General features: G+C 42.7%; 21 protein-coding genes. 14 read left to right on the forward strand and 7 right to left on the reverse strand.

Annotated elements, in window-relative coordinates; translation table 11 throughout:
* The first annotated feature begins 125 nt into the window (after positions 1–125).
* The 7 genes from MAS10914_RS0106870 to MAS10914_RS0106900 all read left to right on the forward strand — a co-directional run bounded on the left by MAS10914_RS0106870 (position 126) and on the right by MAS10914_RS0106900 (position 8,653).
* Positions 126–1,112 carry a hypothetical protein gene (locus MAS10914_RS0106870; protein WP_017315173.1) on the forward strand — a complete coding sequence of 329 codons (987 nt, stop codon included), beginning with the start codon at positions 126–128 and terminating at the stop codon, positions 1,110–1,112.
* A 230-nt stretch (positions 1,113–1,342) separates the two neighbouring features.
* The gene (locus MAS10914_RS0106875) at positions 1,343–3,070 is read left to right on the forward strand and encodes a Cas10/Cmr2 second palm domain-containing protein (RefSeq protein WP_017315174.1); all 1,728 of its coding nucleotides are present in this window, start codon (positions 1,343–1,345) and stop codon (positions 3,068–3,070) included.
* A complete protein-coding gene (locus MAS10914_RS0106880; protein ID WP_017315175.1) occupies positions 3,058–4,317 on the forward strand; it encodes a type III-B CRISPR module-associated Cmr3 family protein in 1,260 nt (419 codons plus the stop codon). The genes MAS10914_RS0106875 and MAS10914_RS0106880 overlap by 13 nt, the downstream gene beginning before the upstream one ends.
* A gap of 64 nt (positions 4,318–4,381) precedes the next feature.
* Positions 4,382–5,251, forward strand: coding sequence for an RAMP superfamily CRISPR-associated protein (locus MAS10914_RS0106885; protein ID WP_017315176.1), 870 nt, complete (start codon positions 4,382–4,384; stop codon positions 5,249–5,251).
* 2 nt (positions 5,252–5,253) lie between these two features.
* Complete coding sequence (locus MAS10914_RS0106890; protein WP_017315177.1) at positions 5,254–5,655, forward strand: hypothetical protein; 402 nt, start codon at positions 5,254–5,256, stop codon at positions 5,653–5,655.
* Positions 5,656–5,670: 15 nt separating this feature from the next.
* Positions 5,671–7,344, forward strand: coding sequence for a hypothetical protein (locus MAS10914_RS0106895; protein WP_017315178.1), 1,674 nt, complete (start codon positions 5,671–5,673; stop codon positions 7,342–7,344).
* A 175-nt stretch (positions 7,345–7,519) separates the two neighbouring features.
* Positions 7,520–8,653: a hypothetical protein gene (locus MAS10914_RS0106900; RefSeq protein ID WP_017315179.1), complete on the forward strand. Its 1,134-nt coding sequence runs from the start codon at positions 7,520–7,522 to the stop codon at positions 8,651–8,653.
* 189 nt (positions 8,654–8,842) lie between these two features.
* Here MAS10914_RS0106900 and MAS10914_RS0106905 read toward each other — a convergent pair whose 3' ends face one another.
* The 4 genes from MAS10914_RS0106905 to fabI form a co-directional block, all read right to left on the reverse strand.
* Entirely contained in the window at positions 8,843–10,387 is a 1,545-nt protein-coding gene (locus tag MAS10914_RS0106905) for a polysaccharide biosynthesis/export family protein (RefSeq protein ID WP_017315180.1), read from the reverse strand.
* Between the two features lie 452 nt (positions 10,388–10,839).
* Positions 10,840–11,823 (reverse strand): ABC transporter ATP-binding protein, encoded by a 984-nt coding sequence (locus MAS10914_RS0106910; protein WP_026082381.1) that lies wholly within the window; start codon positions 11,821–11,823, stop codon positions 10,840–10,842.
* Between the two features lie 175 nt (positions 11,824–11,998).
* Entirely contained in the window at positions 11,999–12,667 is a 669-nt protein-coding gene (hisB, locus tag MAS10914_RS0106915; RefSeq protein ID WP_017315182.1) for an imidazoleglycerol-phosphate dehydratase HisB, read from the reverse strand.
* 103 nt (positions 12,668–12,770) lie between these two features.
* The gene (gene fabI, locus MAS10914_RS0106920) at positions 12,771–13,547 is read right to left on the reverse strand and encodes an enoyl-ACP reductase FabI (protein ID WP_017315183.1); all 777 of its coding nucleotides are present in this window, start codon (positions 13,545–13,547) and stop codon (positions 12,771–12,773) included.
* A 526-nt stretch (positions 13,548–14,073) separates the two neighbouring features.
* On the opposite strand from fabI, the gene ntcA reads away from it, so the two are divergent.
* From ntcA to MAS10914_RS0106935, 3 genes are all read left to right on the forward strand, one after another.
* Positions 14,074–14,745 (forward strand): global nitrogen regulator NtcA, encoded by a 672-nt coding sequence (gene ntcA / locus MAS10914_RS0106925; protein WP_017315184.1) that lies wholly within the window; start codon positions 14,074–14,076, stop codon positions 14,743–14,745.
* A gap of 216 nt (positions 14,746–14,961) precedes the next feature.
* The gene (locus tag MAS10914_RS0106930) at positions 14,962–16,452 is read left to right on the forward strand and encodes a DUF3084 domain-containing protein (protein WP_017315185.1); all 1,491 of its coding nucleotides are present in this window, start codon (positions 14,962–14,964) and stop codon (positions 16,450–16,452) included.
* Between the two features lie 136 nt (positions 16,453–16,588).
* Positions 16,589–17,044 (forward strand): pre-16S rRNA-processing nuclease YqgF, encoded by a 456-nt coding sequence (locus tag MAS10914_RS0106935; RefSeq protein ID WP_017315186.1) that lies wholly within the window; start codon positions 16,589–16,591, stop codon positions 17,042–17,044.
* Between the two features lie 49 nt (positions 17,045–17,093).
* Here the strand turns inward: MAS10914_RS0106935 and MAS10914_RS0106940 are convergent, their stop codons facing one another.
* Positions 17,094–17,357, reverse strand: a complete 264-nt coding sequence (locus MAS10914_RS0106940) for a DUF3146 family protein (RefSeq protein ID WP_026082382.1) — start codon at positions 17,355–17,357, stop codon at positions 17,094–17,096.
* 220 nt (positions 17,358–17,577) lie between these two features.
* Here MAS10914_RS0106940 and MAS10914_RS35390 point away from each other — a divergent pair, with 220 nt between their 5' ends.
* Positions 17,578–17,751 carry a hypothetical protein gene (locus MAS10914_RS35390; protein WP_232224121.1) on the forward strand — a complete coding sequence of 58 codons (174 nt, stop codon included), beginning with the start codon at positions 17,578–17,580 and terminating at the stop codon, positions 17,749–17,751.
* A 212-nt stretch (positions 17,752–17,963) separates the two neighbouring features.
* Here the strand turns inward: MAS10914_RS35390 and MAS10914_RS0106945 are convergent, their stop codons facing one another.
* Positions 17,964–20,120, reverse strand: a complete 2,157-nt coding sequence (locus MAS10914_RS0106945; RefSeq protein WP_017315188.1) for a polyribonucleotide nucleotidyltransferase — start codon at positions 20,118–20,120, stop codon at positions 17,964–17,966.
* An 858-nt stretch (positions 20,121–20,978) separates the two neighbouring features.
* On the opposite strand from MAS10914_RS0106945, the gene MAS10914_RS0106950 reads away from it, so the two are divergent.
* The 3 genes from MAS10914_RS0106950 to MAS10914_RS0106960 all read left to right on the forward strand — a co-directional run bounded on the left by MAS10914_RS0106950 (position 20,979) and on the right by MAS10914_RS0106960 (position 25,659).
* The gene (locus MAS10914_RS0106950) at positions 20,979–24,314 is read left to right on the forward strand and encodes a DEAD/DEAH box helicase (RefSeq protein ID WP_026082383.1); all 3,336 of its coding nucleotides are present in this window, start codon (positions 20,979–20,981) and stop codon (positions 24,312–24,314) included.
* Positions 24,311–25,165, forward strand: a complete 855-nt coding sequence (locus MAS10914_RS0106955; protein WP_017315190.1) for an SWIM zinc finger family protein — start codon at positions 24,311–24,313, stop codon at positions 25,163–25,165. The genes MAS10914_RS0106950 and MAS10914_RS0106955 overlap by 4 nt, the downstream gene beginning before the upstream one ends.
* A gap of 194 nt (positions 25,166–25,359) precedes the next feature.
* Positions 25,360–25,659 carry a CU044_2847 family protein gene (locus tag MAS10914_RS0106960; RefSeq protein WP_017315191.1) on the forward strand — a complete coding sequence of 100 codons (300 nt, stop codon included), beginning with the start codon at positions 25,360–25,362 and terminating at the stop codon, positions 25,657–25,659.
* A gap of 51 nt (positions 25,660–25,710) precedes the next feature.
* Here the strand turns inward: MAS10914_RS0106960 and MAS10914_RS35395 are convergent, their stop codons facing one another.
* Positions 25,711–25,893, reverse strand: coding sequence for a hypothetical protein (locus tag MAS10914_RS35395; protein WP_232224122.1), 183 nt, complete (start codon positions 25,891–25,893; stop codon positions 25,711–25,713).
* Positions 25,894–26,008 lie beyond the last annotated feature (115 nt).

The raw sequence follows: 26,008 nt of genomic DNA on the forward strand, positions 1-26,008 counted from the left end.
ATTTAAGGATCTTGTTTCTTACGAATGCTGATCCCGGAAGGAGACTGTACCAAAACTGGAAAACGCCTTTTCCACTTCCATGCCATATTAAAGCTGTTGCTAAAGGAACACAGCCAACGCAAAATATGTACAGTTACCAGATGACGTTAGAAGGTGAGGTATTGCGAGTAGGGTTTAATCGAACTTTACCCGCACAGGGCGATCGCATTGTTAGAGATACGCTCGAATTATTAAACCAAATGATTGATTCTGGAGAAATTACTGGAGGAAGACGTATCTTAATTGACGGAGCGCAATCTGTTGCTGTAAGTTATGTTATTGCCCATAAACTCAGTCATTTATACGAAGTAATCGCCGTTCTCGATCCAAAATTGGGCAGTAAAATCAGTAAAAAGACTGGATCTGTGAGATATAAAAGCTACATAACCACTATTTCTCACGGTTCATCATACAAAGTGGGGGATGTCATTGAAACAGAAGAAAAGCAACAAGAGCGTAATATGATCAAAGTCGTGTTGTGCGGTCCCTCACATTCAGGAAAATCCTGTTTGCGAGAAGGTTTAAAACAGGCGATTTTAGGGACTTTGAATGCACCTTATCCCTATGTAATTACCGCTTGTCCGGATGGGGAAGGGTCGTGGTATCAAAAAACTTACGAACAAAATCAGGGATTAGCCAACGATAACAAACCCTGTCTGAAATCTGAACTTACCCCAGAATTCGCAGAACAAGCCGCTAAATGGGTCAAAAGTGCGAATCAGTTAATTAATATTGTTGATGTTGGCGGTAAAACCTCTCCAGAAAATCAGACAATCATGCAGCCAGCATCCCACGCAGTTATCGTTGCAGGTGATACAACCAAGTTTGCAGAGTGGGAAGATTTTTGTCAAAAATTAAATCTTAAAATTATTGCAAAGATTCACAGTAGGTTAAATGCAGATAAAGACGAGGTTATTCTCGCTGACGACTGGAAGGAGAACACCAACGAACTGCTAGAAACAGCACCATTACTGACGGGTAGCGTTCATCGGTTAGAACGGGGAGAGGATTTATCTAGTCGTCTAATGATAAAAGCACTCGCTGAGGTATTGATTCATTTGACGAAATGTTAAGGTTTTTATCGTTAAAGCGGAAGAAACCGTAAAGTGACGTATCCATAGTTGGTAATAAAAACAACTCTTTCAAAGATGGGGATTTGCTGCTATGCTTTTTTACCTTTTCCACCCAATGCTTACTCTGAAGTGGTTTGAGAAGGCAAGAAGATTTGTAGGTTCTATAAATTCAATATGACAAATTTTACCATACTTTAGAAAAAGTTAGCAGACAAGGGAGCTATTTTTGATTGAATACGACTAACAAAACTTACACAGTCATTACCTTTGCTCCTGTGCAGGGATTTATCGAAAAATCGCGGAAGTTGCGAGATTTGTATGGGAGTTCCTATCTACTTTCTTACTTATCTTGGATAATTTGTAGTGCTGCGGAAAAGCATGGTTGTAAAGTCGTTTCTCCAGCTTTACCAAATATCACTCAGGGAATGCCCAATCAAATTATTATCGAGGGTGATTTCCCAGAAGAAAATGCGAAGTTAGCGCTTTTAACAGCTTGGAAATGCGTTACGGAAAGTTGCCGTGATTGGGTTGAGGAGAATGTTAAGGGTGAATGGGAATATAGATCTTGGAAAAGAAGTTGGGGTTTGTGGACAAAATATGCATGGGAATTTTTCTGGGTTCAAGGGCAAGCAAATCAGAGTATAAGTGATGTGAGGGAAAAGCTGAATGAAAAAAAGCGCTGGCGTGATTGGACTGGGATAAACTGGCAGGGTGAGAGTTCTACCCTTTCTGGTGCAGATGCGATCGCATATCCTAAACTCGGTCAAATTTCCGATCCTCGTCAATACGATTACCAGCAAGAAAAGCAAGATGTTAGGAGGTTCTACGAAGCACTCAGCGAGAAATTAGGGGAATCATTCATCGATCCAAAGGAAGAACTCAGTATTCCTGAGTTAATCAAGCGAATAATTACCTATGAAAGCATTTCTAATAAGTTAATTGAACGTTTTAGATTAACTTTCGGTCAAGATGGGGCAAATATTGAACCACTCATTGAGGACACCAAACAAATTTCAAAAGATTTACATCCGTCATCCTTCAAAGATTTAAATAGACACAAGCAAAAAAACGGCACCGATAGTCAAACACAGCAATCTAGAGGCTTTCAAGGTTGGTTCCAAGGAGATGGCGATAAAGCTGGTGAATATCTGAAAAAATTTCCGGAAAAAACCCATGATTTTAGTGAAGAAATGCGAAATTGGGGTAAATGGTTCAAAAATAAACCATTTAAATTAGGTCGCGTTATTTATGCTGGAGGCGATGATTTTTTAGGTGTATTTTATGACAAGGATGATTCTGGGGAGAAATTAGAACCAAGGTATTGTGTTGATTGGTTTAGGGATTTTAAACCTAAGATTTGGCATGAAAATAAAGCCAAAGAAGAACAAAAGAAAATTACTGTCAGCGTTGGTTTTGTTTGGGCTTCACCCGATATTCCACAACGAGATGTACTGCAACATTGTCGGGAGGCTGAAAAATCAGCAAAAAATAACGGAAGAGATAGGATTGCTTTCCGCATCTTATTTAATAACGGTAATCACTTAGAGTGGGTGTGTCCTTGGTGGCTTTTAGAAGCTGGTTTGTTGTCGAGTTATCGCGATAGAGAACACAATCAAGAGAAACCAAACTGGACGCATATATATAATGATGTCGCTGTTTTAGAATCGCGTCATGCTTTCGATGACGATAGTACAGATGTGGCGATGGGTTTATTGGAGATATATTTTTCAAAGGAAATAGCAAACCTTATAAAGCGACAAAGTCTCTGTAAGTGGAACTCTAATTGGTTACACGACGATGACGCAGACTTAACACTGATGAGAGCAGGTATTTTGGGACAACGGAAAAATTACACAAAAGAAAATACAGATGAAATAGATAATATCAAAGTCAATAAAGCATTGAACAACTGGATTATTAACCTTGCAAAAGTGGGATTTCACCTATGTCAGCAGTAGAAACAGTAGAAAAAAATTCTACACCATCAAACAATTCTTCTCGTCCTCCATTCAAATATTTGATAGTCATCGAACCTTTAGGTTTTCTCTACGGTAGCGCCGGGAAATTCCTTTCACCAGAAAACTTAGTAGGACGTTCTGGAAGTAGTTTTCCCCCTAGTGCTGCAGCTTTATCCGGATTATTTGCAGCATACTATAAAGGCGATGAAAAACACCTCAAGAATTTACAACTAGCCGGTTCATTTTGGGCTTGGAGTGAAAATCCACAGAATTTTTACGTTCCCACACCCTTTAATTGCTTGATAAAAAGCCGCATGACCAAACGTCCTCCTTTCAATCGATTGGTCAAAACTGGTACAGTTACACAACAACTACAATGGCAAAACAGTCAAGAACAAAACAACAACAAGGAAAGTCCAGGTTATTGGCTACCATCTGTATCTGGTAAGTTTGATAAAGGAAGTTGGGTTGCAATTCAAGATTGGAAATTCATTCAATTTGGTTTACCTAGTCCACCAGTGAAAATTGCGGTTGAGTTTTCTCCTTGGGAATATACTCCTCACTTACACCCCCGACTCAAAGAAGATGAACGCAGAGTTGATGAAGATTTAGAACGTGGTAGTTTGTTTTTAGAAAATGCCGTGCAATTAAATCCTGATGCTTGTTTAGTGTACCTTTCCAATACCGAACTCAAAAATGATTGGTATCGCTTTGGAGGGGAGGGACACATGGTCGATGTTAAATGCGTTGACTTGTCTCCGACTGTCCAAGATTTACTCAACCAACCTGTGGGAAAGAGTTTTGCATTAATTACACCTGGAGTTTGGGGTTCCAATCGCTTATCTAAACGAGAACCTGTTTTTTTGGAAAAAGGTAATAAGCAAAAATACGAACAAGAAAACCCAGAAAGCAACGAGACAAAAGTTTGGTCACTAGAAGGTTTAATTACAGAACGTCCTATACCCTTTCGTTACCGTTTGGGAAATCGTGAGAATCAACAGCTGCAAGAAGAACAGCACTCTCAAGCACCTAAACTCTTGTCTCGCGGACGTTATGCGGTTCCTGCGGGTACTGTTTATGTTGTCGAAGATTCGATAAATCAATCTTGGCAACAATGGGATGATAAATGGTTTCCAAAAGAAGGACCCTCGCTGAAACGCTGGGGATGTGGTTTAGCACTCCCGTTACCAAATGCCATCGCCCTTTGGGCGGCTCCCTTTGGGAGCATCGCCCAAAGCGGTTTATGAACGAGTATCGGGTAGCATCTCAAAACGAGAATTGTACTAAAACCCAAAATCAAAAATCTCAATAATGTATCATAAAGCATACGGCATCATTGAAACCCTCGCTCCCTTGCATGTCGGAGCCAGTGCAGGAGAAGAAACGGGTAATCTCAACTTGATTTTCCGCGACCAATTTACCCAAACGGGGATAATTCCTGGTAGTTCGATTCGCGGTAGATTTAGGTCAGATATGCGCCAGAAAGTAAAGGGTGACAACACAGAGATTAGTAGTGATGGAAAAAGTCACGAAGAGTTAGAAAAAAGAAAAAACGAGACGGAAAGAAAATGGTACGGTCATGAAGCCACACCAGGAGAGGAAAACAAAACTACGGAAGCACGGGTAAAGTTTGAATATGCTTCCTTAGTATGGCTTCCGGTATTTTGCCCTGGTCAACCCATTGTTTGGGTTACTTGTCCCTCCCTACTCAAACGCTATAAGAAAATTACTGGTATTTCTGCACCCATACCTGAGCCTTACACAGCACCCAAAACTTTACAGGGTCGTCAAGTTGGTAATAATCGTAAAGTTTTGTTTTTCAACTTGGGATTTTTGGAAATCGAGCATGAGAAAGATTTATCGGCTTGGATACCAAATGGAACTGATATCGGTTCAGATAGTTTGGTTGTAGTTGCTGATAAAGATATTTCCATACTGCACGATATGGCACTTTACCGCCAAAGTCGCGTGAAGCTTTCAGATACCGAGAAAAAAGTAGATGGAGGTGCGTTTTTTAACGTAGAAGCGTTACCGGAGGGCTGTGTATTGGTTTTCCCCGTTGCTTTGAAGGAGCAAGGCTGGAAACCATTTGCTCAAAGCCGATCTCAAGAGCTTTATTTTGGGGGGTTGGAGTCGATTGGGTTTGGTCGTTGTTCCGTGACATTGGTAGGAGAGTATTAATAATGGCTTGGAATTCCTACGGTTTAGATCGGGAAGCTCAAAAATTAGTCTTGGCAGCAAAAAAGCGCGATGAGAAGTCCCTTAACCAATCTCACGTTATGCGGATGACTGTTGCGTATGGGTTAGAGCGTTTTTGGGGAGAACACCTGCGCTTGCAAGGTAAAGAACCAGAGAAATCCCAATATTGGAAAGAAACCTGGAATGCTTTTGTAGAAATTATGAAGCAAACAGGAGTAACAATCCCAAATAAAACCGTTAGTGTTAATAACGCTAGTCAGATTCAAGCAATGTCTGATGAACTCTGGAAGTTGAGCCTTGACGACCAAAGAGTGGCTTTAGCAGTTTTAACGCAACTATGTGACTGTATTGTTTGGTGGACGCAACGTTATAAAGGAAACAATTAATGCCTGTAATTTCCGATGCAGCTAAAAAAGTTCCAATTGATGTTTCGCGCACAGATTGGCGGACGTTGCCAAATCCAACGACTTATTCCTGGTGCTAATGAGCAAGATGCCACACGTTGGGCTTCGGAGTGGGTAGATAAAGCTTATCCCCATCTCAAAGAACCTGGTAATGAGGTTCAAACTCGCACTTCTGCATTGACTTGGCGATTTATTACCAATAGCGGTCAAGATGGTAGTGTCATTCGTCCGGTAATTGGCGCGAAAGGCTGGCCCTTTTATCCTGGTAGCAGCATGAAGGGTATTTTTCGACGTGCTTGTACAAAAGAGCAAGCGGAACGCTATTGCGGCAAGTCTCTCCCTGGTGGAGATTTTATACCAGGAATTCTCCGCTTTCATGGCGGTTACCCTACAAATACTGATTGGACTGAGAACCTGGTGGATATTGTTCATCCCCAGCAAAATTGGCAAGTGAAGGATAACAACAAAGAATCAGGCGCGTTTATCCAGATTTCTTTGTATAAACCAAAACTAAAATTTAATATTTCCAGTAATACCAAGCTGGATGAATCGGAATGGAAGACAATCTGGAATATTTGGGAAAAAGCACTTTCTACCGGAATTGGTTGCCGCGTCTCGGCTGGGTACGGTCAACCCCAAAATAATACAGGTAATGTTATTTACCGAACTTGTTTAAAAGGTCAGGGGCAAGCAGCCAAACTGATTGATGGAGATGGGACTGGAGAGTTTCGAGCTAATATTTTTAGAGCTGCTTTGCGAGGTCATGCACTGCGTTTGTTTGGTGGACTGACCGACGCAGAAATGGCAGATAGGATTGTTGATAATCTCTTTGGTGGGGTGAGAGGCGGTGCAACTGTTGGACTTTTGGGTATGAGCTTCCGAGATTCTCGTCTAGATATGGAAAGTTTTGGATCTGGTAACTACTCTACACCGACTTACAATGTCGAAGGGGATTTAGTTTGGTTGTTGAATCGTAAACTAGAAAATCCAGAACATAAGGAAGCTCTAACAAAATTAGTAGCGAGTTTAACCCAGTTCGCTATGGTTTTAGGTGGTTTTGGGAAATCTTGGCGCAGGGCAGACCATCGCCTATTTTATGAAGAATATTATGAGAATGGATACAAGCCTTTAATTGGGTGTCATTGGCAGTGGTTGGGAGAGCGATCGCTCTCTCGAGATGTGCAAGTGCGTAAGTTAGAGCAAGTGGGTGGATTTATTAATAGAGTACGGCAAACAGCTCAAGACTGGATGCAACTTCAAGGTATGACTCCCAATCCCGCTCAAAAAGCAGCTTGGCGCGAAGCATGGCATCCAAGTACAGTGCAGGTATGGGGACGAGAAGCTGATAGCAAAGAAGACTCTGAAGCTATTTTTTGGTTGCACAAACCTTATCAAGAGGAAATTCGTGGAGTACAGCCAGAAGGTTCTATTTACCGCTCGTCAGTGACTGGACAAATGGGGCAAATTGGTCGATTATGGCATCGGATGTACCCTTTTGTCAGGTTAGTCAAAAATCCCGAAGATCCTGACGGAAAACCAATTCCAAGGACAACCCCAAAATACTTTGAGCTTTTAACTTTATTTCCCGATGATTCTACTGAGTCCCGGCAGTTTGTGCAGTTCCTCAATTCTCAACAAAATCGACCAAGAGGTTTTAAAAAACTATGGTAAAGGACATGATATTAGTTTTGGAATATTAGAAATCTCAGATTGAAAATCTCTATTTACATGGACATAAAATACTCAACTTTTTAATATATAAAATCAATTCATCGCCATGTAAATAGAGATGAATAAAAAAACAGAGAACTCATAACCTAACCGCACTTTTCCCCACTAAAATATCATGCGTCGAGTCATTATTTCCACTATTGGCACCAGTTTACTTACCAATCAAATCAACCGCGCTAATCCTGATGAAAAAGATTGGTATTCCCACTTGCGAGACACAGCAAATCTCAGCGAAAAAGAAACTCCAGAAAATGTCAAAAATATTATTTCTACCCTCAAGCAAAGAGCAGATGCACAACTTTCAAGTGCGAAAATTAGCCAAATTCGCCGTTCTAGTGCCGAATTAAATGGGATTTATGGCATTTATCAAGAAAATTTAAGTCAAGGAAAAGAAGACATACACTTTCTGATCGCTACCGATACAGCGCAAGGAAAAACCTCCGCTCAAATTGTTGAAGATTTTCTCAGAAAACAAGGAGTAAACAATATTAATATTCCTCATCTCAGTGGACTTTCTACTGCTAGCACTGAGGCTTTTTCTTTAGGAATTGATGAATTAATTGTTTGGTTGCAAAAGACAATACCGCCACTGAAGGAAAGTCAATACAAAATTTGTTTTAATCTGGTAGGCAGTTTTAAGAGTTTACAAGGTTATCTTAATTCCATCGGAATGTTCTATGCTGATGAAATCATCTACATCTTTGAAGGAGAAAAATCTGAATTAATTACTATCCCACGCCTACCCATTGCTGTTGATATTTCTTTAATTAAACCTCATTCACTTCAATTAGCATTGCTTGATGCTGGTGTTGAACTTGCTGCAAATGAAACGGTAGGAATACCCGAAGCGATGCTGGCAGAAATTGACGGTAAAATGATGCTTTCAACTTGGGGACAGTTAATTTGGAACCAGTGTAAAGATGAATTACTTTCAGGAGATTTACTCTTATTCCCTAGATTAGAATATCAAAATTCATTTAGCTCTGATTATAACAGAGAACGAGAGGAGAAACCAAGGGTAAAACTACAAGAAACTCTAGCTAAAGTTTCTTGTTTATTAACAAATTCAAATGGTGATACTAGCATTCTCAAAGAGCATGGGGGATTGCAGTACGATAAATATACTAATATGGGAGATATTGACCATTTTCGGATCACTCAAGGAGTGCGAGTCAGTTGTGTTTCTTCCCAGGGAAAATTGATACTACGTCGTTATGGGAAAGAAGAAGAAGTCAATAAAAATCCTTAAATCCTTAAATAATCTCCTGAAGTTTAACTCCTGGATTGAGGAATTTCAAGAAATATGTTGAGCAACAGTTGCCCCCCAGTAAATCGCGACAATTCCCCACCCAGTAAGCTGCGTTATACCGGGGGACTCCTTGCCGCATTATGTTAGAAACAGGGAGGGTTAACCGACCTCCCGAGTTTGGGATGATTCCTAAAATCCGAATAAAGCTCTGAAAACACCTAAGACAGCACTGAAAGGATTTATGATTGTACCAATGGTGTCACCAGTCTTGGCTGCGCCAGAGCGGTAGACGACGACAACATCATTGTTGCGGAGTATGGGATTCGTTTGCTCGTTAATTCCTGCTGCAAAATCGATTTTTACGTTACGTTTAGTCACAGAACCATCAGGATTGAGGCGAACCAAATCAACTCTAGCACTGCTGGCTCTTGCATCGTTGAATCCACCTGCGGCAAGTAGTGCTTGATTTAAAGTGCTATTCGGCTGAATATCTACTGGCCCAGGTCTTTTCACTTCGCCTACCACACCTACTTGGATACGTGTGGGCGATAAAGTCGTCGTAGCTAATTGAGTCGCTTCTGCTCGGTTGATTTCCGTTGCAGTCGGAAACACAATTGTATCTCCGTCTTGCACAATCACGTCTTGATTAATGTCAGCATTTGTCACTAGTCGCCACAGGTCAAGCTTTATACTTTGTTCTCCACCAGTTCTTGTGGGTCGGCGGATCACAACATTGCGAATATCCGCTTGTGGCGTGATTCCTCCCGCTAACTGCAATGCCCGTGTTACAGTTGGCAGACCTGTTACACTTGGCGCACCAGTTGGGCTATTGGTGTTTGCCCCTTCCGCGCCACCTTGGGTAACCAAATAGGTTCCAGGACGGATAACTTCACCAATGACTGCTACCGTGCGGGGTCTGGTGGGGTCGGCGGCAAAGCTGGCGGCGGATAAATTTCGTGCATCTGCCAAGTCTAAATTGCTTGCCATGGGCACATAGATTGTGTCTCCATCTCGCAAGGTAATATCCTGTGGTAGTGAGCCTGTTCGTAAGAACTCCCTCAAATTGAGAGTGATGAATTGTTCTGGACCTCGTCCTAGCTTACGCCGCAATTCCACTCTAGTCAGATCCGCACTCTGTGTCGTTCCCTGAGCTGTCGTCAATGCAGCTAATACAGTTGGGTATTGTACACCAGGATTGTCGCCTGCGCCTCCTTGCAAGCTGAGACTGTACGCTCCTGGACGTGTCACCTCTCCGGCAACAGTAATATTGATCGGACGCGATGATAACAGATTGACTGATATAATAGGGCGCTTGAGATAGCGAGAATATCTCTGAGCAATTAAGTCAGCTGCTTGTTCTGTTGTTAGCCCTAAAACGGATACGCTACCAACTAACGGTAAGTTTATCCCGCCACCTGGGGGAATCTGGTACTCGCCTGAATATTCGGGAACTTCAAATACGCTGACTCTGATGCGATCGCCGCCTCCTAATGTATAGTTTGTATCTATCTGTGTCGCTGCTGCTGGTGCGGCTGGTCTTTGAGTATAGTTTGTATCTGTCTGTCTCGTTGATGGTACGGCTTGTCTTTGTATATTGTTTGTATTTATCTTTCTTGTTGGTTGTTTGACTTGATTCTGAGCTAAGCTAGCAGGCGCAAAAGTGATATTAACAGCAGTTAACAATAACACACCCCCAAATGGTAGGCTGATAAATTTTAACCTTGTATTATGCATATTTACCTGAGACTACTATTAGTAAAGTACTGTTTAAACATTTTAAGCTTGACTATTCTTACCTATTCAAGTTCCCTAACACTCTTATTTTCTGACAAAAAATGCTTTTTCAGGAGTATAATTGTTGATTAAATTTGAATTTTTAGTGAAGTTATTTTAAAGTTGAAAACGTTATTATATCTAATTTTAAAAAATGTGTCGTAGTTATTACTAGATTTTATATTATTAATTTCCTATTAACAAAGTATAGTATAGACAAAAATATTTTTTCCTAAAAATTGGGTGTAAGAAAAGTAGAATGAGACCCTTGATAAAAATATTAGGAAAACCAGATAAAGCTTTGAGACTGTATATTTTCTCTATCAACAAATTGCCATGTGTTCTTTTTTGTTCCACAGAATCTGTGACTAAGGATGGTATTGAGGCAAAAAGTTAGTTAGACGAGTATTAAACTAACCAAGAGAGTTCCTGTGTCGTTGGATTTGTTGCACAAAAAACTGCTCCAAAGAAGGACGAGACAAACTCAGAGCAATGATTTGCCCTCCCATCAGGCGAAGACTGGCAAGAAAATCATAAACATCGCCTTGTACTTCACCTTGCCAAGAACCATCAGGCTGATACTCTAGATTAGGAACCCATTTTTTGACAATTTCCGCATCACCACCGTGACCTTTGACATAGTATACGTTACTTGTTCCTAATAGTTCATCAAGAAAACCGAAGGAAATCAATTCTCCTTGAGCAAGGATAGCAACGCGATCGCAAATTTGCTCAACTTCACTAAGTACATGGCTGTTGAAAAAAATCGTCTTACCTGCGGCTTTCAGCGCTAGGATAATTTCCCGCATTTGGTAACGTCCCACAGGGTCAAGACCCGACATCGGTTCATCAAGAAACACCAATTCTGGGTCGTTAATAAGTGCCTGCGCCATACCGACACGCTGTAGCATTCCTTTTGAGTAGCGACGAAGGAGCTTTTTGCGGGCGTCTGCTTGGGATAACCCCACCAATTCCAGCAGTTGGGGAATGCGTTGACGTTGCACCTTTTTAGGAATTTGGAATAGCCCAGCCGCCAGTTCTAAAAATTCCCAGCCAGTGAGGTAATCATACAAATAGGGAGTTTCGCTTAAGTAGCCGATGCGTTCCTTAATACTGCGATCGCCCAGTGGTCTACCTAAAAGCAATCCCCGTCCTGACGTTGGACGAATAATTCCCAGCAGCAATTTCAACAGCGTAGTTTTCCCAGCACCATTTGGTCCGAGTAATCCAAAAGTTTCTCCCTTATAAACTTTCAAAGAACAGCTTTTCAGGGATACGACTTTTTGATTCAAAAAAAAGCCTGTGCGATAGACTTTTCGCAACTCAGACGTTAGGACAACTGGCGGAATGCCTGTGGTATTCAGTTGAGAATCAGGGGCGTCTGCGACAGACATCATGTTGTGCTTAATGCAACTGACAAAATCAGATCTAATGACAAATTACCCAGTAGACTGACAATAATAACACCTTATTGACTAAAGTCCCTTCAGTAGGGAAATGAGGGGAGTGGAGGAAGTGGAGGGAGATGAGATACTCTTTATCTCCCCCTACTCCCCCCACTCCTTGACTCCTTCACAACATCCCCTTAGAACTAGGAATCGTACCAGCACGACGAGAGTCGATTTCCACCGCCATCCGCATTGCCCTAGCAAATGCCTTAAATGTTGCTTCAATAATGTGATGGGAATTTATGCCATCCAAGGCGCGAATGTGCAGCGTCATTTGGCTATGGTTCACTAAAGCCACAAAGAATTCGCGCACTAATTGGGTGTCGTAGGTTCCTACCCGTTGGGTGGGAATTTGCAAGCCGTAGCTGAGGTGGGGGCGTCCGGAAAAGTCCAGCGCCACTTGAATGAGTGCTTCATCAAGAGGTGCGAGGAAGTTACCGAAACGGACAATACCTTTCTTATCGCCAAGTGCCTTGCTAATAGCTTGACCTAAGGTAATACCCACATCTTCGTTGGTGTGGTGGTCGTCAATGTGCAAATCTCCGGTTGCTCTAACCTCTAAGTCAAATAACCCGTGGGAAGCAATTTGATGCAGCATATGATCCAAAAAGGGAATGCCGGTTGCTGCATTACAAACACCTGTACCATCCAGGTTGACTCTGACATACACATCTGTTTCGCTTGTCGTGCGACTAATTTCGGCAATACGAGCGCCACTGGGAGGTTGTTCTTGGTGTGAAGGGAGAATTGGGCGTAGGACGGAGTCCTTGCGGTCGGCATCGCTTATTTGCATACAGAACCTAGCTTATGCTTACGATAGAGTAATGGGTCAGAGCCATTTGCTAACAGCTAATTGCTAATGATAAATACAGAAATAGCAATTAGCTGTACTGACTTTACATTCCCATGATTTCATATCCTGCATCCACATACAGGACTTGCCCTGTCATTCCACTTGCCAGATCACTACACAAGAAAGCCGCCGCATTGCCCACTTCCACCTGAGTGACAGTGCGTCGTAGGGGAGCCACCTGCTCCACATGATGAATCATATCCAAAATGCCTCCTACGGCACTAGAGGCTAAAGTACGAATAGGACCGGCAGAGATGGCGTTCACTCTAATATTTTGCGGACCCATTTCAGCAGCCAAGTAACGCACGCACGCTTCTAAACCTGCTTTGGCAACTCCCATCACATTATAGTTGGGAATTGCCCGCACACCTCCTAGGTAAGTGAGAGTGACGATACTTCCTCCCTGTGTCATCAAAGGTTTAGCATATCCGGCGAGTTGCACTAGGGAGTAGGTACTGACCTCTAAAGCTAGATTAAAGCCAGAACGGGAGGTTTGGCTAAAATCTCCAGTGAGATCATCTTTGTTGGCATAGGCAAGGCAATGGATAAAAATGTCTAACTTGCCCCACTTATCGCCGATCTCATCGAAGGTAGACTTGACCTCCTCGTCGTTTTGGACATTACAAGGAAGAAACAAACTAGGGTTTAGTGGTTCGACCAATTCGGCAACTTTTTTCTCCATTTTGCCTTTATCATCGCTCAAATAGGTAATGCCCAGGTTAGCGCCTGCTTTGTGTAGTTGTTGAGCGATCCCCCAAGCGATTGAGCGGTTGTTTGCAATTCCCGTTACTAGGGCATTTTTTCCAGTCAGATCCAGCATATAAATTCTTAATGTGAACATTCATGCTTGAGCATACTAGAATCTGACACCGATTTGTCTTTGTTTTGGGCACTATTTGCAAACACCCTCATTCACTAAACTTTGGATACCACAAAATCCCCGCTAAATTCTTAAGATATGCCCAACATATAGCATTCCTCAATGATTTATGAGTAGGCAGTAGGTGGTAGATAGTAGGTAGGAAATAGTAGGTATTAGGTAGTCAATGGGATTTATTTCTCTATCTGCTACCTACTGCCCAACTACCGCAATTCCACACCTTCAATAGGATTACTATGTCTATTTTTTTTACTTCATAAAACTTTTGAAAAAAGTTTTGTAATTAACTATTAGAAAGGACTAGATCTAAACATGAGAAATTATGTATCATGATGAACAAATAACTATGAAGCAAAGATGATAAGTATAGGAAAGTACAAAAAGGTTGACAATGTGTTATTGATTTTTCAGGTGTATTCTTAGGGAATCGGTTTTAGTTTTTCCGGCATTGGGTAGGGGAAGGGAGATGATAGTGACACAAGATAAAGCCCTAGCAAATGTTTTTCGTCAGATGGCGACCGGAGCGTTTCCACCGGTTGTGGAAACGTTTGAACGGAATAAAACCATCTTTTTCCCCGGCGATCCTGCCGAACGAGTGTTTTTTCTATTAAAAGGTGCCGTTAAACTCTCCAGGGTGTATGAAGCTGGAGAAGAAATAACCGTAGCACTGCTGCGGGAAAATAGTGTTTTCGGCGTCTTGTCCTTGCTGACAGGAAACAAGTCAGATAGGTTTTACCATGCGGTTGCTTTTACATCTGTAGAACTGCTATCAGCACCAATTGAACAGGTGGAACAAGCGCTAAAGGAAAACCCAGAATTGTCGATGTTAATGCTGCGAGGACTGTCTTCGCGGATTTTACAGACAGAAATGATGATAGAAACACTCGCTCACAGAGATATGGGTTCTAGATTGGTGAGTTTTTTGTTAATTCTTTGTCGTGATTTTGGCGTTCCTTGTGCAGATGGAATCACAGTTGATTTGAAGCTATCTCATCAGGCGATTGCTGAAGCAATTGGTTCGACTCGCGTGACTGTTACTAGATTACTAGGTGACTTGCGCGAAAAAAAGATGATTTCCATTCACAAGAAAAAAATTACTGTGCATAAGCCTGTTACCTTAAGTCGGCAATTTACATAAAACAGTACTGAGCAATGAGTCGTAAGTTTTGAGTAAGATAAAAAAGTCAGAAAAAATTCCTCACAACTCACGACTCACGGCTCAGAACTCTCTTGAACTGAGGAATAAAGACTGGTGAAAATTGAGTTATGTCAATGCTTGCCAATCTCTAATTTCCCACAGATAGTGACTGGAAGTAGTAGGCTGTATCTGGAAGGATTTCGTCGGTAGCTAAAGATGACCACCGGGTACATCCTAATCGCGGCAATTTTAATTCTGGGAGGCGTGATTGCCACCGTAGGCGATCGCATTGGCACGAGAGTTGGCAAGGCACGGCTCTCACTATTTAAGCTGCGTCCCAAAAACACGGCAGTGTTGGTAACTATTTTTACAGGTACTTTGATTTCGGCATCAACCCTCGGGATTTTATTTGCTGCCGATGACGGTTTGCGAAAAGGGGTTTTTGAGCTAGAGGATATTCAAAAAGACCTCAGACGCAGGCGTGTACAACTAGAAACAACAGCAAAGCAGCTAGAGGAAACAAGAGGAGAGCTAGATCAAGCCAGAAAAGAACAAAAGGCTCAAGAAGAACGCTTGCAGCAAACGAATCAATCCTTGCGGGAGGCAAACGCCAAACAACAGGCAACTCAGGCTCAACTCAACCGCACCATAAGTCAACAAACCAAGACTCAAACTCAACTTCAACGCACTCAAAACCAGCTAAGTCTTGCAGTCACTCGATATAAACAAGCCATAGCTGAACTTCAAAGCGTTTACGACGAGAAAAAAAAGCTGTTGGCAGAAATTGAACAAAGAAAGTTAGAACGCCAACGACTGTACGCTGAAGCTAAAAAAGCAATTGAGCAAGCCAAAGCAGCAATTGAGAAACGCGATCGCGAACTAGCCAACCGACAGCAAGCAATTGAACAGCGCGATCAAAAAATTACCGAACTGGATCGACTCATTCAAAAACGAAATGTAGAAATTGCAGCCCGAGAGCAAGTGATTACTCAACGGGAGTCTCGCCTCAAAGAATTGGAAACACAACAAAACTATTTGGAACAGGAATTGGCAAGGCTGGAAAAATATTACCAGTCTTACCGTGACCTGCGTTTAGGGAAACTAGCACTCTTTCGCGGTCAAGTTCTTGCTACAGGTGTTATTCGTGTCGATCAGCCTGCTACAGCGCGTCAGTTGGTCATTCAACTTTTACAAGAAGCTAACCGAAACGCTAGCATCGAATTAACTGAACCTGGGGCAAATCCTACAAATCCGCGAGTCCTGCAATTTACACAAGAACAGGTTGAACAATTGACCAACCAGATTGATGATGGTCAAGAATACGTGGTACGAATTTTTTCTGCAGGTAATTACGTCAGGGGAGAGAACCAAATTGGATTTTTTGCTGATGCAGCACGCAATCAAGTCGTTTTTACCGGAGGTGAGGTACTAGCAGCAACGACTGCTGATCCCAAAACGATGACATCTTATCAATTACGGCAGCGGTTGGAACTGCTGATTTCTGCTTCGCAATTTCGCGCCCGTAACGCTGGTATTTTAGAAAGTATTCAAATAGATGGGACTTTCATTCGCTTTATCGCTCAGTTGAGACAGTACAACCAGTCAATAGATATCAAAGCTGTTGCCGCAGAAGACACATACACCGCTGGACCACTGAAAGTAAAACTGGTGGCAATTCAAAACGGAAAAGTGATTTTTAGCACTTAAAAAAACTAAGGATAATCTCAAAAATGCCTCCGTTACTAATTTTTAATTATTAATTATTTATAAGCTATTGACTTTTGACTAATGTACAAACGTGCTATGGCAGGTCTCTACAATTTTTAACTTTTCACTTCTAATTATGACTTTGCGTGAATTTTTACCAACTCAACCAGCTATCTTGGGCTTCGACCCAGGTCGGGATAAGTGTGGTTTAGCTGTGATGGGGCTAGATAGGCGACTATATCATCACCAAGTTGTATCGGCAACTGAGGCGATCGCCGCTATTGTGTCGCTGCGTCAAAAGTTCCCCATTTCCTTACTAATCATGGGGGACCAAACCACAGCAAAACACTGGAAACAGCAACTGTATGATGAATTAGCAGATCCGCTGAACGTTATTTTAGTGGATGAGCGCTACACCAGCTTAGAGGCACGCGATCGCTATTGGCAGATGTATCCTCCCAAAGGGTTTGCGAAGCTTCTACCACAAGGCTTGCGACAACCACCACGACCAATAGACGACATTGTAGCTATCCTGTTAATTGAAAGATACCTCAATCGTTTAACTGAATCAGTGATGAGGAATGAAGAGTGAAAACAGAAGAAGAAAGACTAAGAAATAATTCTGTCTTCCATCTTCTTTGTTACAGTTGAGCCCGAATAGTAAAAGCGTAGTCTCCTCCTGGTTCGAGCTGGTAGTCTCGTTGTTCTAAGAAGCGACCGAGAGGCTCTTTGATTAAAGCACGCCCTTGAGAAGGCTTGACAGACAGTTCTCCCCGGCGGAAATGCCATTGGAACTGCCATTCAAAATCACCTGCTCTCACTTCACCTTCAAGAAAGCCGTGTTGCCAGGATTGGCGGGTAATCCTGACGTGGGCTGTAGTTTCTGGTAGACGTTTAGCACTCACAATGCTGTATGTCAAGTTGAGAATCAAAGCTAACTTTTTATAGCTTTACATTTATTCAAAATACCTCAAATACATCAATGGGAGTATTTGGGTATTTGTACTGCTATAGGTAGAGGGTGGTTGGCGTAAGCCTTAGATTATGCCACACTAGTGCCAGAGGTGACAGCGTTTATAGCGGTTTGCAATTGGGTGAGGTACACAAAGAAATAATGAACCACAGATGGACTCTTGTGTGCGTTGCGGTGAACCAGGCTATGCAGGAGGGTTTCCCGACCTAGGCGACTGGTGTAAGTCCTGCGGACAGGCTACGCCAACGCCGTCAGGCGTGCCGCAGGCATACCCGGAGGGGGGTTCCCCCGAGTGTGCAAACTGCCGTACAGATGGACACAGATAAATTAGTACTTCATTGAGATCAGAAACGCTATATGTCCTCACAAGAAATCATAAAGCCCGCGCAGGCGGGCTTTCTCCGTGTAGCCGCGAGTTTACTCGTGCGGCTGTCTAGATTTTAAATTTGCGATTTAGCCGCAAGTTCACTCGTGCGGCTGTCTAGATTTTAAATTTGCGATTCATCCACAATCGGTAAATCTAAAATCCTGTCAGAGATTACCGATTCACTGCTGCTGCTTCCCGCGCTGCAGTTGCCTGATCTGGGTGAATACCTAGACGGGTGAGATTAATCCTGCCTTTGTTGTCAATTTCTCGCACTTTGACAATCACTTCATCACCGACTGTGACTTCATCCTCAACTTTGCCAACACGATAGTCAGCAAGTTGCGAAATGTGGATCATTCCTTCCTTACCAGGCAGAAATTCTACAAACGCACCTATCGGTATAATTCGGGTTACACGACCTACGTAAACATCACCTTCATTCAGCTTTCTTGTCATGCCTTGGATGATGTTACGCGCTTTTTTCGCCTTGCTTTCATCCACAGCAGAAATGGTTACTGTACCATCATCTTCGATGTCAATTCTCGCACCAGTTTCCTCTGTGATGCCCTTAATCGTCTTGCCTCCGGGTCCAATGACCAGACCAATCATGTCTGGATCAATCTTGATGGTCAACAGGCGTGGGGCATAAGGTGACATTTCACTGCGCGGTTGATCAATTGTCTGAAGCATTTTCTCCAGAATGTGCAACCGTGCTGCTTTGGCTTGGTGGACGGCTTGGGAGATAATATCCAAAGACAAGCCGGGGATTTTCATATCCATTTGCAAGGCGGTAATCCCTTTTTCCGTCCCAGCAACTTTAAAGTCCATGTCACCCAAAAAGTCTTCAATACCCTGAATGTCAGTCAGGACTCTGACTTCGTCGCCTTCCTTAATCAGACCCATTGCGGCACCGCTGACGGGTTGGGAAATGGGGACGCCTGCATCCATCAACGCCAGTGTCGAAGCGCACACCGATCCCATTGAGGTGGAACCGTTGGAAGAAAGCACTTCTGATACCACCCGAATGACGTAGGGGAATTGTTCTTTTGACGGTAGCACAGGCAATAAAGCTCTTTCTGCAAGCGCCCCGTGTCCAATTTCCCGTCGTCCTGGCGCACGTAAGGGTTTGGTTTCCCCAACAGAGAACGGTGGGAAGTTGTAATGGTGCATGTAGCGCTTGTGTTGATCCTGTTGCAAGTCATCGTTTAATGATTGGGCATCTCCGGGTGTGCCGAGAGTACAAGCAGAGAGCACCTGAGTCAGCCCCCGGTTAAATAAACCACTACCGTGGACTCGCTTGGGGACGATGCTAACGTGACAAGATACAGGACGTACTTCATCAAGCTTGCGACCGTCAACGCGAACGTTATCTTCGATGATTTGACGGCGCATGAACTTTTTGGTAAGTTCTTTGAAAGTATTGTCAACTGCTTTATTATTTGCGGATGCTGCAAGGCGAACAGAGTCTTCTTCTGAAAGTTCGGCGATCTCCGTTTGAATTGACTCCTTGACGACATCCAAAGCTGCATCTCGCGCTGTTTTGTCCAAATCAAATTGCGACAGAATTTTCTTAATTTCCTCGGCAGCGCGATCGCGTATATAATTTTCCAGGGTTGCGTCTACCTCTGGTGGCTCCTGTACGGGAATCTCCAGACCGAGTTCGGCAATTAAATCATACTGTGCCTTAATTAAATCCTGTACTGCTTCGTAGCCAAAGTCAATCGCTTCGATTATGTCTCTTTCTGAGAGTTGATTGGCTCCTGCTTCCACCATGATCACACCTTCTGGTGAACCGGCAACTATCAGATCCAAGTCTCCAGCTTCTATTTCTGCATAGGTAGGGTTAATGATAAAATCATCTCCCACTAGACCAACACGCACTGCCGCCATCGGTCCATTAAATGGTATCTTAGCGATCATGGTGGCAATCGAAGCACCTGTTACTGCTAGCACATCAGGTGGCACCAACTCATCCATCGAGAGCGTCAGGGCAACAACTTGCAGGTCATCTCGCAACCAAGACGGGAACAAAGGACGTAGTGGACGGTCAATGAGACGGCTGGTAAGAATTGCTCTTTCTGGCGGACGACCTTCGCGCCGCATTATTCCTCCAGGAATTCTACCTGCCGCATACAGTCTTTCTTCGTAATCTACTGTTAGGGGAAGAAAATCGATGCCCTCTCTGGCTTGCGATCGCGTAGCCGTCACCAAAACTGCTGTGTCCCCAGATTGGATCAACACTGAACCACCAGCCTGGGGAGCTAGTTGACCAACCTTCAGTCGAATATCCCGTCCGTCAAAGGATATTGACTTCTCAAATTCTCCCATTCAGTTTTTTTTCCTTCTATGCTCGCTATTCTCTCTCTGTGGCAATCCTAACATTTATGCTCTATGGCTGGCGTCAGTTTCATAACAAAGATAAACAACAACGACTTACGCACCAGGCGTATAGCTTGTTAAAGCTGCATGTGGGGAGGTAAGGGTGTAGTAAGTAAGGAGGTCAAGAAAATTTATTATCCTATACTCATCCGGGCGCGGTATCTGCCACGCCCTAAGAAAAGCATTGCTTCGCTGATGAAGTGCCGAAGCACCCAATTCATCGCCCTTGCAGTCTAGTATACGAGGACAGAAATAACTAGACAGTTAGAAATAGGTTAAAACCCTAGTGATGTTAAGTCTTTCTGACTCCTGAGTCCTAGCACTAGGTTGTACAATAAAAGACAGTGTTGCAAATATGGCGACACCGACCTAGGATGTAAAGTGCGTAAGCGTTGCTTTGAAGCGGAGCGAGGCAATTTCGCGTCTCTACAATGTTTGTCTGTTGCACCTTCATCGACTAGCCTAACAACCAAAGCATCTTTAACTAGCAAGTATGCTGCAAACTCTCTGGAGAGAGGGAGGTGTTTTTGGAGATGTATTTTACCTTCAAAAATAACAAGGTTTCGTCATCGCCTGTCATCCTCTTGTTGTTCTGTCTGCATAAATTCTAATTCTCCTGAAATCTCATTGGGCAAAAAATTATCAAGATTTTATTGTTTTTTTGCTAATATTTATTCCAAGTATCTTCTTAATGTTTACCCTATTGAATAATTACAATGAATTATTTTTGAATAATAAGTCATTTACTAAAGTAGAAAATATACGAATTCAAGACCTTAGTTTTGTGAAAATCTGAGTCGTTGTCAAATGGCAATTTTACATGGTAGTTGGTTCATACAAAATCAGGGTAGTTGTTTCTTTATTTGGGGAGAGACTTGGCGAACTCTTGGGACGAATTCGCTTAAGAGTGCATCATCAGATGTATCATTACATCCCTTAGGGATGACACCAGTAGAATTAGTTGAATGGCTGCATTCGCGTAACATTTCCATTGTTGGAATGACACAGACACAAGATGTGGAGACGTTGCATACAACATCTCCACGAAATCGGAAAACACGCAAAGCTGCCAGTGCTACTGCTGTAATGCCAACGTACTCGCAAATCATTGCCTTACCAACTCATATCTTAGAAAATACTGAGGAGGGAACAGCATCAATATTCCCAGCACATTCTGCCACGTTAGTTTTAGAAACAGAAACTCCGCAGTACCTACAACCATGGCTTGTTGAAGGCTTTTGTCTCAACCCCCAAGAGGCAATAAAATTTCTCACTTCGTTACCCCTAAGCGTCACTAACGAGGAGGATGCCTTTTTAGGGGGAGATTTACGCTTTTGGGTGCAGGTTGCCCGCTGGAGTTTAGATTTAATCTCGCGCTGTAAGTTTTTGCCTATAATTCAACGGCAACCAGATAATTCCGTCGTCGCCAAATGGCAAGCACTTCTAGATAGTGCCCAAGACGGAACTCGCCTGGAAAAGTTTTCCCAATTGATGCCACTGGCTTGTCGGACTTATCAGGGACATGAGGGAGATCAGGGAGTAACATCCTCCTCATCCCCCTCATACCCTCATATAAACTTGCCGCTTGAACCCCAAGAATTGCTACAGGGATTTCTTAATACTACGATAGATACCCAAATACGAGCGATGGTGGGTTCCCAAACTGTGGTAGAAACCAGAGTGATGGCGTCTTTACCGGCTGCGGTGCGACAGTGGTTACATTCTCTGACGGCTGCGTCATCTGCCACCACTATAAGCACAGTACCACATTCTCCTACGGGAGATGTGTTCGGTTCTAATCAAAACCGCCATAACACAGTCAGTGCCGATCCGTTTGGAGTAGAACGACTCGAGGCGGCGCTGAAAGCATGGACGATGCCTCTGCAATATCAAATGGGGGCGACAAACCACTTTCGTACCTGTTTTATACTGCGTTCTCCACAGTCAAGGGAGACAGATTGGACTTTGGCTTATTTTCTACAAGCGGCTGATGATCCAAATTTTCTAGTGGATGCGACAACGATTTGGAACCATCCTTTAGAAAAATTTGTTTATCAAAATCGAACAATTGAACAACCGCAAGAGACATTTTTGCGAGGTTTGGGATTGGCTTCGCGATTGTATCCACTCATTCAACCCAGTTTAGAAAGCCCAAATCCGAAATCTTGCCGCCTCAACCCGATTCAGGCTTACGAGTTTATCAAGTCTGTGGTTTGGCGGTTTGAAGATAGTGGTTTGGGTGTTGTTTTGCCTCCCACTTTAGCGAACCGCGAGGGATGGGCAAACCGTTTGGGTTTAAAAATCACTGCCCAAACGTCGAAGAAAAAGCAGGAACGATTGGGTTTGCAGAGTCTGTTGAATTTTAAGTGGGAATTAGCAATTGGTGGGCAGACTCTTTCCAAGGCAGAGTTTGACAAGTTGGTGGCGTTGAATAGCCCACTGGTAGAAATTAACGGCGAGTGGGTGGAATTGCGACCCCAAGATATCAAGACAGCGCAAACATTTTTTGCTTCTCGCAAAGAACAAATGGCGCTGTCTTTAGAAGACGCTTTGCGCCTCAGTACAGGGGACACCCAGACGATTGAAAAATTACCAGTGGTCAGCTTTGAGGCGTCTGGGGCATTGCAAGAGTTAGTCACAACCTTGACGAACAACAAAGCCGTCGAACCTCTGCCCACACCCGCGAGTTTCCAAGGAAAGTTACGACCTTATCAAGAACGCGGGATGGCGTGGCTTGCCTTTCTGGAAAAATGGGGCTTGGGCGCTTGTCTGGCGGATGATATGGGATTGGGAAAAACGATTCAGTTCATCGCCTTCCTATTACATCTTAAAGAACAGGAAACACTGGAAAAACCAACCCTGCTAGTTTGCCCAACTTCAGTTTTAGGAAACTGGGAACGGGAAGTCAAGAAATTTGCCCCAACACTAAAAGTTTTGCAATATCACGGTGACAAACGCCCCAAAGGTAAGGCATTTTTGGAAGTAGCAAACAAGCATGATATAGTCATCACCAGTTACTCGCTGATTCAGCGCGATATCAAATCATTGCAGAATGTTCCTTGGCAGAACATTGTTTTAGATGAAGCACAGAATGTGAAAAATTCTGAGGCGAAGCAGTCGCAGGCGGTACGACAAATAGAATCTACGTTTCGCATTGCCCTAACAGGAACACCAGTAGAAAATAGACTGCAAGAACTTTGGTCGATTTTGGATTTTCTCAATCCAGGATATTTGGGAAATCGGCAATTTTTCCAGCGGCGCTTTGCCATACCAATTGAAAAGTATGGTGATGCAGCTTCATTGAATCAATTGCGTTCATTAGTCCAACCTTTTATTCTGCGTCGTTTGAAAACTGACCGCGAAATTATTCAAGACTTGCCAGAAAAACAGGAGATGACTGTATTTTGTGGTCTGGCGGCCCAACAGGCACAACTGTATCAAAAAGTGGTAGAAGAGTCTCTGGCTGAGATTGAAGAAGCTGAAGGCTTGCAACGTAGAGGCATGATTTTAGCTTTACTTATCAAGCTAAAACAAATTTGTAATCACCCATCACATTATTTGAAGCAAGACACATTGGAAAAATATCATTCCGGAAAACTCCAGCGCTTGCAAGAAATGTTGGAGATGGCGATCGCAGGTGGTGAACGCGCTTTAATTTTCACTCAGTTTGCAGAGTGGGGTAAGTTGCTAAAACCATATCTGGAAAAACAGATGGGGCGAGAAACGTTGTTTTTATATGGCAGTACTCAGAAAAAACAACGTGAGGAAATGGTAGACCGTTTCCAACACGATCCCCAAGGACCACCAATTATGATTCTGTCGCTAAAAGCTGGTGGTGTGGGACTAAATTTAACACGGGCAAATCATGTTTTCCACTATGACAGATGGTGGAACCCAGCAGTGGAAAATCAGGCAACAGATAGAGTTTTTCGGATTGGTCAAACCCGCAATGTTCAAGTCCATAAATTTGTTTGCACTGGCACTTTGGAAGAAAAAATTCACGACATGATGGAAAGTAAAAAACAACTTGCTGAACAAGTTGTCGGTGCTGGTGAAGAGTGGCTAACTGAACTTGATACAGACCAACTTCGCAATTTGCTCATACTTGATCGCAGTGCAGTTATAGAAGAGGAAACCGAATGACAAATGACACCCTTCAAGCAAGTCGAGAATGGTGGTCACAACGGTGGCTTGATTTGTTAGATTCCTATCGTTTTAAAAAACGTTTGGAACGTGGGAGAAACTATGCGCGTCAGGGAAACGTTCTCAGGATTGAGTTTAAAGGTGCAAAAGTATTAGCTATGGTGCAAGGTTCTGAACCAGAACCATATACCGTTTCTCTGTCTCTTGACCCCTTTAGCGAAGAACAGTGGGGTTATGTGATTGAAACTATGTCTCAAAAGTCAATTTTCGCCGCCAAGTTATTAGCAGGGGAAATGCCACAAAATATGGAAGATGTTTTCACTGCCAATGGTCTTTCTCTATTCCCTTTTACGTTGTCTGATGTCCATAGTAAATGCTCTTGTCCTGATAAGGCTAATCCCTGCAAACATGTTGCAGCTATTTACTATCAGTTAGGCGATCGCTTTAGTGAAGACCCATTTGTTCTATTTCAATTACGCGGACGAACAAAAGAGCAAATTCTCACTGATTTACGTAATGTACGCAGCGCTAACAATGTAGAGAAGTTAGATGTAACGTCTCTACAAACGGAAAAACCTGACGCTCAAAAGTCAACAGTAAATAAACGATTTTCTGTAAACAAGGACTCTTTTTGGGAATATAATGAGCCATTAGAATCTTCTTTGGTGGTCATTGTACCATCGACAAGTGAAACAGTTTTAGATATGTTAGGGCCAGTTCCCTTGGCAAAAGAAGAGGAAAATTTAACAAGTTTAACCGCTGCTGATGTGGTCATGAAGTATTTAGATACAGTGTATAAAGATGTTAGCCAGAAGGCTGTTTTAGCAGCAATGAACGTTGGAGGCACTTAAGGGAACGAGGATAAGGGAGTTTGAGGAATAATACTTCTTTGCTTGCTTACCTCATCTCCCTGCCTCGCCTTCCTCTAAACTTCGCATCTCTATAGCCAAAGTGGAACTTCGCTTTGTATGCTTTTTGTAGACTTGATAATTTTTATGACGAAGCATGCAATGTTATAAAGGCAGAGTCATCCAGTCAAACACACATGGAACTCCAAACCAAAATTATTACAGTAGAACTTGCTGATGGTACAAGTGTTAGAGTTGAAGCTACACAGATAGGCGAGCGCAAAATCAATTTTCAAGCCCGACCTTTTGAGGAAGTCACCACCGCGATAGAATCACTTACCAAAGAAATTGCGGAAGCATTACACAAGGTTAAGCCAGATAGAGCCAGTGTAAAGTTTGGTGTAAATATTGGCATTGAATCTGGTAAACTTACAGCTTTACTGGTAAAGGGTTCTAATACAGCTAATATAGAGATTACTTTAGAATGGGGTCAGTGATCGGATTTGGTATCGCTACATCTATAGCAGTCCTAAATCATTTGTGAGCCACTAATAATTTAGGACTGCTATAGAAATATTTTTATTAAAAACTCCTGAATTTTTCATTGAGATTGTTCCTAAGAATCCTACTGTAGTTAGTAATAAAAATAGAGCCATCTTACTTCTATTCTTAAAAAATGCTTCTTGAACTCTTAATAGGGGTGCAATCAGCGCATTAGAAGTAGTTGTCATAATATTTTTATGTGTAATTTTTAGAGGAAAATTTATTGGAAAACTTTATTTACTCATCAACTTAAATCTATATATTCCGCAAATAGTTACAAAAGTGAATTTTAATCCTTTGGGC

This window comes from Mastigocladopsis repens PCC 10914 (assembly GCF_000315565.1).
Lineage (GTDB): Bacteria > Cyanobacteriota > Cyanobacteriia > Cyanobacteriales > Nostocaceae > Mastigocladopsis > Mastigocladopsis repens.

Coding starts and splice junctions, on each gene's coding strand:
- MAS10914_RS0106890 (WP_017315177.1), top strand. CDS start 5,254: ATGGCTTGGAATTCCTACGGTTTAGATCGGGAAGCTCAAAAATTAGTC.
- MAS10914_RS0106880 (WP_017315175.1), top strand. CDS start 3,058: ATGTCAGCAGTAGAAACAGTAGAAAAAAATTCTACACCATCAAACAAT.
- MAS10914_RS0106930 (WP_017315185.1), top strand. CDS start 14,962: ATGACCACCGGGTACATCCTAATCGCGGCAATTTTAATTCTGGGAGGC.
- MAS10914_RS0106900 (WP_017315179.1), top strand. CDS start 7,520: ATGCGTCGAGTCATTATTTCCACTATTGGCACCAGTTTACTTACCAAT.
- MAS10914_RS0106950 (WP_026082383.1), top strand. CDS start 20,979: ATGGCAATTTTACATGGTAGTTGGTTCATACAAAATCAGGGTAGTTGT.
- MAS10914_RS0106885 (WP_017315176.1), top strand. CDS start 4,382: ATGTATCATAAAGCATACGGCATCATTGAAACCCTCGCTCCCTTGCAT.
- MAS10914_RS0106870 (WP_017315173.1), top strand. CDS start 126: ATGTACAGTTACCAGATGACGTTAGAAGGTGAGGTATTGCGAGTAGGG.
- MAS10914_RS0106905 (WP_017315180.1), bottom strand. CDS start 10,387: ATGCATAATACAAGGTTAAAATTTATCAGCCTACCATTTGGGGGTGTG.
- ntcA (WP_017315184.1), top strand. CDS start 14,074: ATGATAGTGACACAAGATAAAGCCCTAGCAAATGTTTTTCGTCAGATG.
- MAS10914_RS0106935 (WP_017315186.1), top strand. CDS start 16,589: ATGACTTTGCGTGAATTTTTACCAACTCAACCAGCTATCTTGGGCTTC.
- fabI (WP_017315183.1), bottom strand. CDS start 13,547: ATGCTGGATCTGACTGGAAAAAATGCCCTAGTAACGGGAATTGCAAAC.
- MAS10914_RS0106910 (WP_026082381.1), bottom strand. CDS start 11,823: ATGATGTCTGTCGCAGACGCCCCTGATTCTCAACTGAATACCACAGGC.
- MAS10914_RS0106945 (WP_017315188.1), bottom strand. CDS start 20,120: ATGGGAGAATTTGAGAAGTCAATATCCTTTGACGGACGGGATATTCGA.
- MAS10914_RS0106960 (WP_017315191.1), top strand. CDS start 25,360: ATGGAACTCCAAACCAAAATTATTACAGTAGAACTTGCTGATGGTACA.
- MAS10914_RS0106955 (WP_017315190.1), top strand. CDS start 24,311: ATGACAAATGACACCCTTCAAGCAAGTCGAGAATGGTGGTCACAACGG.
- MAS10914_RS0106895 (WP_017315178.1), top strand. CDS start 5,671: ATGCAGCTAAAAAAGTTCCAATTGATGTTTCGCGCACAGATTGGCGGA.
- hisB (WP_017315182.1), bottom strand. CDS start 12,667: ATGCAAATAAGCGATGCCGACCGCAAGGACTCCGTCCTACGCCCAATT.
- MAS10914_RS35390 (WP_232224121.1), top strand. CDS start 17,578: ATGGACTCTTGTGTGCGTTGCGGTGAACCAGGCTATGCAGGAGGGTTT.
- MAS10914_RS35395 (WP_232224122.1), bottom strand. CDS start 25,893: ATGACAACTACTTCTAATGCGCTGATTGCACCCCTATTAAGAGTTCAA.